The organism is Phenylobacterium sp., from assembly GCF_036402295.1.
Lineage (GTDB): Bacteria > Pseudomonadota > Alphaproteobacteria > Caulobacterales > Caulobacteraceae > Phenylobacterium.
This window is the reverse complement of record NZ_DASWTE010000087.1, coordinates 1-7,541: the sequence shown is the minus strand read 5'-3', so window position 1 is coordinate 7,541 and position 7,541 is coordinate 1. Positions and strand designations below refer to the sequence as shown.

Genomic DNA, 7,541 nt, shown 5'->3' with positions numbered 1-7,541 from the left:
GGTGGCGGTGAGAGAGGGATTCGAACCCTCGATAGAGTTTCCCCTATACACGCGTTCCAGGCGTGCGCCTTCAACCACTCGGCCACCTCACCACGCGCCGCAGCGGAGGCGGGCCCCCGGCGGAAGGCGGGCATATACCGTCAGGTGGGCTTTGGGGGCAAGCGGCGGTTCGCCGCTGCGCGCAGGCGGGTCGGATTGAACAGCGAGCGGCCTTGCTGGGCCGCGAGGGCGGCCTCGAGCCGGCGCGACTGGCGCGTCCAGCGGGTGAGGGCGGCGGGGGTGTCGGGACGGCCCTCGCGGACCGCCTGCTGGAGGCTGGCGAGCTCGGCGTCGGCGGCGCGCAGGAGGGCGACCTCGGCGCGCAAGTCCCTGTAGCGCTCGTCGAGGAGACCCAGGCGGGCGCGGGCGGCGGCGATCATCAGGACGGCGGTGGGCCGGTCGCCGGCGGCGAAGGCCTGGCCGGCGGCCGTGAGGGCGCGGCGGGCGTCGTCCAGCAGTGCGGCGGGACCGGCAGGCGCACGGGCCTGGGCCGGGCAGGCGGTGGGGGAGAGAGCGCGGACGTAGGCGGCGAGCCCGGCGAGCACGGCCGGCGGCGGTTCGCGGCCGTCGAACTCCTCCACGATCAGGCCGCGGATGAACGGGGGCAGCTGGTCGGACGGCACCTTCAGGCGCTCGCGGGGACCGGAGAGGTCAGGGATGGGCTTCGGGTCGTGGACGCCGTTGCCCCGGTGGCTGGAGAACAGCGAGAGGGTGACATCGGCGGTGCCGGGCGCGCCCGAGGCGCCGGGGAACAGGAAGTCGGGGTTGCCGCGCCCGCCGCGGTGACAGCTCTCGCAGGTCAGGCCGACGCGCGCGGCCTGGCCGCCCAGCAGCAGCGGGGTGCGGAACGCGGCGCGGCCGATCTCCACCGCCTGGGCCGCGGCGGGGTCGGCGGGGCGGGCGAGGCATTCGGTGGGCTCGGAGGCGAAGACGGCCACGGCGTCCGTGCCGGGGGCGACCCAGTGCAGCGCCTGGAGCGGCTGGGCGATTTCGGCGGAGGCGGCTGTGCTGAGCAGGGCCAGGATCACCGCGGAGCGCACAAAACTCATAGCCCTCCTCCTCGATGGAGGAGGGTTGGGTGGAGGTGTGGTCGCTGAGATCGTTGTGGCGCGCGGGTGGGCGCCGACGCCGAACGCGCCATTTCCTTCGTCGCCCTACGTACACCTCCATCCCCGGCCCTTCCTCCATCGAGGAGGAAGGGAGGGTGGAACCTTGTCAGCAGCTGCAGGATTGGATCGGCCCTACAGCCCCGGCTCGCCGCCGGCGTCGATCCAACGGCGGAGCTCCTCGGCTTCGGCGCAGCCGTACGCGCAGAACGCGTCGAGTTTGGCCAGCATCTGCTTGGCGCCCGCGATGTCGCCGCGCTCGACCTTGAGCTCGCCGTAGTACTCGGTGGCTCCGCGGTGGTCGGGGGCGATGGCGAGGGCCTGGCGGTAGTAGGCCTCGGCGCGCGCGTGATCGCCCTTCTTGCGCCACGTGTAGCCCTGGTAGGTCAGGACGTCCGGGTGCGGGCCGAAGGCGGCGCGGGCGGCGTCGAGCGAGGCCAGCGCCTCGTCATAGCGCTTCTCGTTGATGAGCCCGACGGCCTGGACATAGGCCCGGTCGCCCAGGTCGGCGGAGAAGATCAGCGTGCCGCGCTCGAGGGCGGCGCTGCCGCCGGCCGCCGCGGCCGGGGTCAGGGCCTTTTCAACCTCGGCGGTGAGCGCCTTCACCGTGGGGCAATCGGCGGTGCAGGTGGCGGACTTGCCCTTCAGCCAGTCGAGCTCGGCCTGCGCCTTGCCGTCCTGCAGCTTGGCCAGCGCCAGGCCCAGGCCGGCGTGGGAGGCGACGTCGTCGGGGGCGAGCTTCACGGCCTTCTCGTAGGCCTTCTTTGCCCCCTTCCAGTTCTCGGCGCCCGACTGGGCGACGCCCAGCAGCTTCCAGCCGTCAAGGCTCTTGGGCGCGGCGTCGGCCACGCGCTGGGCCGAGCGGGCGGCGGCTTTGTAGTCCTTGGCCTGGATCGCCTTGACGGCCTTGGCGTACTCCTCGGCCGGATCGTAGCGCGGCCCGGTGTCGGAGGGCATGCTGCTCATGCCGCCACCGCCACCGCCACCCCCGGCGGCCACGGCGCCGGTCATCGAGAGCCCGGCCAGCGCGCCGGCCATGAGCACGACCTTCAGCATCCGCATGGGATGTCCTCCTCCCCAGCCTTCTTCTTTATATTCCCACAAAAGGCCCGCCGGTTCAGCTACCGTGGGCGCAACATGCAAACCGGCGTCCGCCACCCTATTTACGGCGCGACCTGACCCCCGGAGGCGCTTGATGTTCGGCCAGAAGACCCTGGAACTGCCCACCGCCGCGACGGCCCTGCCGGGGCGCGAGCGCGCGATCCCGACCGCAGAAGTCCATTTCGTGAACGGCCGGCCGCTGAAGGGGCCGTATCCGGATGGCCTGGAGACCGCCTACTTCGCCATGGGCTGCTTCTGGGGCGTGGAGCGCATCTTCTGGCAGGTCCCGGGCGTCTACGTGACCGCCGTCGGCTACCAGCAAGGGATCACGCCCAACGCCACCTACGAGGAGGTCTGCTCCGGCCGCACGGGGCACACGGAGTCGGTGCTGGTGGTGTTCGACCCGAAGGTGGTGACCTACGGCGACCTCCTGAAGACGTTCTGGGAGAACCACGACCCGACCCAGGGTATGCGCCAGGGCAACGACATCGGCACCCAGTACCGCTCGGGGATCTACGTGACCAACGACGCCCAGGCCGCCGAGGCGGAGGCGTCGCGCGAGACCTACCAGGCGGCGCTTTCCAAGCAGGGCTATGGGCGGATCACCAGCGAGATCCAGCCGGCCGGGCCGTTCTTCTTCGCCGAGGACTACCACCAGCAGTACCTAGCCAAGAACCCGCACGGCTACTGCGGGATCGGCGGCACCGGCGTGACCTGCCCGATCGGCGTGGGCGTCGGCGCGTAAGGGCGCGGGGGTGACGAAGGAAGAACTGCATGCGGCCGCTATGGCCCTGCCGGGGACGACGCTCGACCTCAAGTGGGGCGACGACCACTGCTACTGCGTGGGCGGCAAGATGTTCGCCGCCACCGACGGCGCCTACACGAACCTGTCGTTCAAGGCCTCGGACATCGCGTTCGAGGCGCTGACGACGACCGGCCGCGCGGAGCCCGCCAAATACCTGGCGCGGGCCAAGTGGGTGAGCCTGAACGACCTCAGGAGCCAGGACCCCGCCGAGGTAGCCGAGTGGGTGAAGAGCGCGCACGGGATCGTCGCGTCGAAGCTGCCCAAGAAGCAGCGGGCCGAGCTGGGAATCGCGTGATCACGCGGGACGACGTGCACGCGCTGGCGATGGGGCGCCGCGAGGCGACGCACGTGGTCCTCTTCCGCGGCCGTCTCGACGTCTACAAGGTGCGCGGCAAGGTGTTCGGCGTGTGCAGCGAGCGCGACGGGCTCACCTTCAAGGCCACTGAGATCGCCTATGCGGTGCTCACCGAGGACGGGCCGGGCCGCCCCGCGCCGGGCTTCGCGCCGGGAAAGGGCCACTGGGTGAACCTGCCGCTCTCAGAGGTGGACCGGGAGGACGTCGAGGGCTGGCTGGAAACCTCGTACCGCCTGGCGGCCGGGTCGTTGACGAAGAAGGTTCGCTCGGAGTTGGGGCTGACATGACGCGGGACGAGATCGAGGCGTTCGCCATGGGCCTGCCCGCGGTGACCAAGGTGGTCCAGTGGGGCGGCTCCGACGTCTACAAGGTGGGCGGCAAGGTGTTCGCCGTCTGCGGCTTCGAGAACGGCCTGGCGTTCAAGGTCAGCGAGATCGGCTTCGAGGTGCTGACCTCGGACGGCGCGCCGGGCCGGCAGGCGCCCTACTTCGCCAAGGGCGGCTGGGTGGTGGTGGACCTGGACCAGGTGGCGATGGACGAGGCGTCGGGCTGGCTGGAGACCGCGCACGGCCTGATCGCCGCGAAGCTCACGAAGGCGGCGAAGGCGGAGCTGGGGCTGTAGGGCCCTTCTCCAGCAGCAGGCGGAAGTCGTGGATGGCGATGGCGGCGGGCGAGCTGCGCTGGCGCCAGAACAGCAGCGCCACGGCGCCCAGGGTGGCGGCGATGAAGGACCAGGGACCGAACAGCCAGGCCGCGGCGGCGAGCGCGAAGTAGTAGCCGCGGACACCAGAGTTGAAAGAGCCCAGCGCCGGGTTGAGCAGCCGGGCCAGGACCGCCCCGAAGGCCGGACGATCGGCCTCGGCCAAGGGCTCGGGCGTCGCGCCCATGGCCGCCAGGCAGTAGTTGAGCTGGCGGATCGACCAGATGAAGTCCAGGAGGCCGCGGGCGAGGGTGATTAGCACCAGCGCGAGCTGGACCTCGAACAGCAGCCGCGACGAGGTCTTCACCACCTCGAGCGCCGAGACCGAGCGGAAGGTGCTATCGCCGCCGAACAGGGCGCCGGCCGCCGCTGCGATCAGCAGCAGGTTGGACGAGGCGAAGAACGAGGCCGAGTTCAGCGCGTGGCCCAGCAGCTGGCCGTCCATCAGCCGCGCCTCGCGCCCGGTCATGGTGCTCATCCAGGCCGAGCGGATGACGGTCATGTCGGTGTTGAGCACGCTGCCGCGCCGCTTGCCGAACGCCGCCAGCAACGGCTCGTAGAACAGCCACGCCAGGACGAAGACGGCGAGCGCGAGGGCGTCGTAGGGGTGCAATCAGTCCTCGAGGATCAGGCTGTGCTTGCGGTTGTCGGGCAGCATGAAGGCGATCAGGAACGCGCAGAGAAGTCCAACGGCAACGTAGACGTAGAAGCCGCTTTCGTTTCCCGCCTGCTTGAAGGCGAGCGCGATCGGCTCGGCGGTGCCGCCGAAGGTGGCGGTGGCCATGCCGTAGGGCAGGGCGACGCCCAGGGCGCGGACGTTGGCGGGGAAGAGCTCGGCCTTCACCACGGCGCTGACCGAGTTGTAGCCCGACAGCAGCACGACCAGCATCGAGACCAGCGCGAAGGCCGTCAGCGCGTCCTGCGTGCCCGCGATGGCCGTGAGCGCCGGATAGGCGGCGAGGCCGCCGCCGCCGAAGGCGATGAACAGCGTGGCCTTGCGGCCCCAGTGGTCGCTGACCCAGCCGAAGAAGGGCAACGCGAAGAGGTAGACCACCAGGGCTCCGGCGGTGATCGCGGTGGCCGTGGGGCCGGTAAAGCCCGACGTGCCGACCAGGAATTTCGGCATGTAGGTGGTGAAGGCGTAGAAGGCGAGCGACCCGCCGGCGGTGAAGCCGAAGATGGTCAACGTCTGCTTCGGGTAGCGCATGAAGAGCATCATGGTCCGCGCCCGCTCGGCGCCCGAGGCCTTGGAATTCTCGTAGCTGTGGCTCTCGTCCATTCGGGCGCGGATCCAGAACACCACCACGGCCATGGCCGCGCCGATGAAGAACGGGATGCGCCAGCCCCAGGCCTCGAGGTCGGGCCTTTCCAGGGTAGTCTGAAGCAGCGCCAGCAGGCCGAGCGCGATGAGCTGGCCCATGACCATGGTCACGAACTGGAAGCTGGACCAGAAGCCGCGCCTCCGGCGGCCGGCCATCTCAGAGAGGTAGGTGGCGCTGGCGCCGTACTCCCCGCCGACCGAGAGGCCCTGCAGGATGCGGGCGACGACGAGCAGGATCGGGGCGGCGACCCCGATGGTTTCGTAGCTGGGCAGGATGGCGATGATCAGCGAGCCGCCGCACATCAGGCCGACGGCGGCGGTGAGTGCGGTCTTGCGGCCGGCGTGGTCGGCGTAGAGGCCCATCAGCCACGCCCCCAGCGGCCGGGCGAAGAAGCCCACGGCGAAGACCGCCATGGTCTTGAGCAGCCCCGCCAACTCGTCGCCGCCCGGGAAGAAGTGGTTCGAGAAATAGATCGCAAAGGCCGAGTAGACGAACCAGTCGTACCACTCGACCAGATTGCCGGCCGATCCGCCGATTATCGCCTTGAAGCGCTGGGACGCGGTGACGCCGGGCGCCAGAGCGCCCACCGGGACCTGGACTTCGGCCCCGGTTTCCGTCGCAGTCATGCATCCTCCCGGTACCTAACTTTGAGGGGATGCTAGGGGGCTTGCGTCTCCGCGCCTAGGGCCGACGTCAGATCCTTCCTAGAAGAACCAGTATGATCACGACCACGAGCACCAGGCCGAGACCGCCACTGGGGAAGTAGCCCCAGCTGCGCGAATGGCCCCAGGTGGGCAGCGCGCCGACCAGCAGCAGGATCAGGATGATGATGAGAATGGTCCCCAGGGACATATGGCTCTCCTCTCGTCCCCGACCTCGACCGCAGCGAACGCCCATGGCGACGCCTGGGTTCCGGAGAACGGCGGTCAGTCGGCGATGTCGGCCGTGTGCAGCTTGGCGTCGCGGTCGGTGACCTGCAGCGCGTACATCAGCCCGATCCAGCCGCCCTTGATCCGGGGGAGGGCGAGGAGCGTCACCACGGTGAGCCCGCCCAGTAGGATCGGCAGCGAGTAGTAGGCGGGACTCTTCCAGACGGCGGGGAAGAACAGCAAGGGCGCGATAATCAGGTGGCCCGTGAGCAGGATGGTCAGGTAGGCCGGGCCGTCATCGGCGGGGTAGCGCTTCAGCGGATGCTCGCAGACGGCGCAGTCAGGCTGGACCTTGAGGTAGCGCCCGTAGAGGCGGCCCTTGCCGCACGCGGGGCATCGGTGCGCGAGGCCGCGACCGATCGAGTGGAACAGCGGATGGGCGATTTCGGCCATGGGCGGCCATATGCGCCCGAAGGCGGCCGGACGGAAGGCCGTCCGGCGTTTCGCCGCAGATCAGCGCTTCACGTCTTCCGCGGCGCCTGTGACGGCGCGGCCGGCGGCTTCGGCGTCCTTGCCGAGGCCGGAGACGGTGTTGCAGGCGGAAACCAGGAGGGCGGCGGCGGCCGCGGTCAGGACGATCAGCTTGCGCATGGCGAGATCCCTTTGCCGGTGACGCTTAGGTCTTATGAGCCGGCCTATGCCGTCAAGCTTGCGGCGGCAATGCGGCATCGCGCGCCAGGCCGTGCAGTTGCGCTTCCATGCGCCGCACATGGCTGCCGGGCCAGTAGTCGCGCCCGCACGCGGGACACACGCGAAAGGCGCCGTCCAACGCCCGCGCCCGGTCGGGGAAGCGTTCCAGCTCCTCGGGCGTGGCGTCGCGCAGGTGAGCGTTGTCCATCACGCAGCGGGTGAAGGGGGCGAACTCCCAGTCCAGGACGACGGCGCGCGACAGGCTGTGGGCCTCGGCGTTGACGCCCCAGCCCGAAACCAGCACCGACTCCTCGAAGGCGGCGGCCAGCCGCTTGTCGCGGGTGACCAGGATGCGGCCTTCGCGCCGGGCGGTCTTGATCAGGCTGCCGTCGGCCTCGCCGCCCTCGGCCAGGTACGTATCGTAGCCCGCCGCCCGCAGGAGCCGCGCGAGCCGCACCAGCATTTCGTCGCACAGGAAGCGCATGGCCTTCCAATCCGTGGGCAATTCTAGCGTTCCCGAGACGGCAGCCCAAGGGACCTGCGCTGCAGGCCGA

The 7,541-nt window shown here is 70.2% G+C and carries 12 protein-coding genes and 1 tRNA gene; 4 read left to right on the top strand and 9 right to left on the bottom strand.

Annotated elements, in window-relative coordinates:
• Positions 1-2 precede the first annotated feature (2 nt).
• From VGD44_RS05915 to VGD44_RS05905, 3 genes are all read right to left on the bottom strand, one after another.
• A tRNA-Ser gene (locus VGD44_RS05915) sits at positions 3-92 on the bottom strand.
• Between the two features lie 48 nt (positions 93-140).
• The gene (locus tag VGD44_RS05910) at positions 141-1,088 is read right to left on the bottom strand and encodes a hypothetical protein (protein WP_331084871.1); all 948 of its coding nucleotides are present in this window, start codon (positions 1,086-1,088) and stop codon (positions 141-143) included.
• 192 nt (positions 1,089-1,280) lie between these two features.
• On the bottom strand, positions 1,281-2,207 hold the full coding sequence (locus tag VGD44_RS05905) for a tetratricopeptide repeat protein (protein WP_331084869.1): 927 nt from the start codon (positions 2,205-2,207) through the stop codon (positions 1,281-1,283).
• A 133-nt stretch (positions 2,208-2,340) separates the two neighbouring features.
• On the opposite strand from VGD44_RS05905, the gene msrA reads away from it, so the two are divergent.
• From msrA to VGD44_RS05885, 4 genes are read left to right on the top strand one after another with little or no spacing between them, the layout of a single operon-like run.
• Positions 2,341-2,991, top strand: a complete 651-nt coding sequence (gene msrA / locus VGD44_RS05900; RefSeq protein ID WP_414694618.1) for a peptide-methionine (S)-S-oxide reductase MsrA — start codon at positions 2,341-2,343, stop codon at positions 2,989-2,991.
• Positions 2,992-3,001: 10 nt separating this feature from the next.
• The gene (locus VGD44_RS05895) at positions 3,002-3,346 is read left to right on the top strand and encodes an MmcQ/YjbR family DNA-binding protein (RefSeq protein ID WP_331084865.1); all 345 of its coding nucleotides are present in this window, start codon (positions 3,002-3,004) and stop codon (positions 3,344-3,346) included.
• On the top strand, positions 3,343-3,693 hold the full coding sequence (locus tag VGD44_RS05890) for an MmcQ/YjbR family DNA-binding protein (protein WP_331084863.1): 351 nt from the start codon (positions 3,343-3,345) through the stop codon (positions 3,691-3,693). The genes VGD44_RS05895 and VGD44_RS05890 overlap by 4 nt, the downstream gene beginning before the upstream one ends.
• Positions 3,690-4,028: an MmcQ/YjbR family DNA-binding protein gene (locus VGD44_RS05885; protein WP_331084861.1), complete on the top strand. Its 339-nt coding sequence runs from the start codon at positions 3,690-3,692 to the stop codon at positions 4,026-4,028. Before VGD44_RS05890 ends, VGD44_RS05885 begins: the two co-directional genes overlap by 4 nt.
• Here VGD44_RS05885 and VGD44_RS05880 read toward each other — a convergent pair.
• From VGD44_RS05880 to VGD44_RS05855, 6 genes are all read right to left on the bottom strand, one after another.
• Positions 3,994-4,719, bottom strand: coding sequence for a DUF599 domain-containing protein (locus VGD44_RS05880; protein WP_331084859.1), 726 nt, complete (start codon positions 4,717-4,719; stop codon positions 3,994-3,996). The genes VGD44_RS05885 and VGD44_RS05880 overlap by 35 nt on opposite strands.
• On the bottom strand, positions 4,720-6,054 hold the full coding sequence (locus tag VGD44_RS05875; RefSeq protein ID WP_331084857.1) for an MFS transporter: 1,335 nt from the start codon (positions 6,052-6,054) through the stop codon (positions 4,720-4,722). It abuts the gene before it with no gap.
• Positions 6,055-6,121: 67 nt separating this feature from the next.
• Positions 6,122-6,280 carry a DUF3309 family protein gene (locus tag VGD44_RS05870; protein ID WP_331084855.1) on the bottom strand — a complete coding sequence of 53 codons (159 nt, stop codon included), beginning with the start codon at positions 6,278-6,280 and terminating at the stop codon, positions 6,122-6,124.
• 74 nt (positions 6,281-6,354) lie between these two features.
• Complete coding sequence (locus VGD44_RS05865) at positions 6,355-6,750, bottom strand: DUF983 domain-containing protein (protein ID WP_331084853.1); 396 nt, start codon at positions 6,748-6,750, stop codon at positions 6,355-6,357.
• A gap of 60 nt (positions 6,751-6,810) precedes the next feature.
• On the bottom strand, positions 6,811-6,948 hold the full coding sequence (locus tag VGD44_RS05860; protein WP_331084851.1) for an entericidin EcnA/B family protein: 138 nt from the start codon (positions 6,946-6,948) through the stop codon (positions 6,811-6,813).
• 52 nt (positions 6,949-7,000) lie between these two features.
• Positions 7,001-7,471, bottom strand: coding sequence for a Mut7-C RNAse domain-containing protein (locus tag VGD44_RS05855; protein ID WP_331084849.1), 471 nt, complete (start codon positions 7,469-7,471; stop codon positions 7,001-7,003).
• Positions 7,472-7,541: the final 70 nt, after the last annotated feature.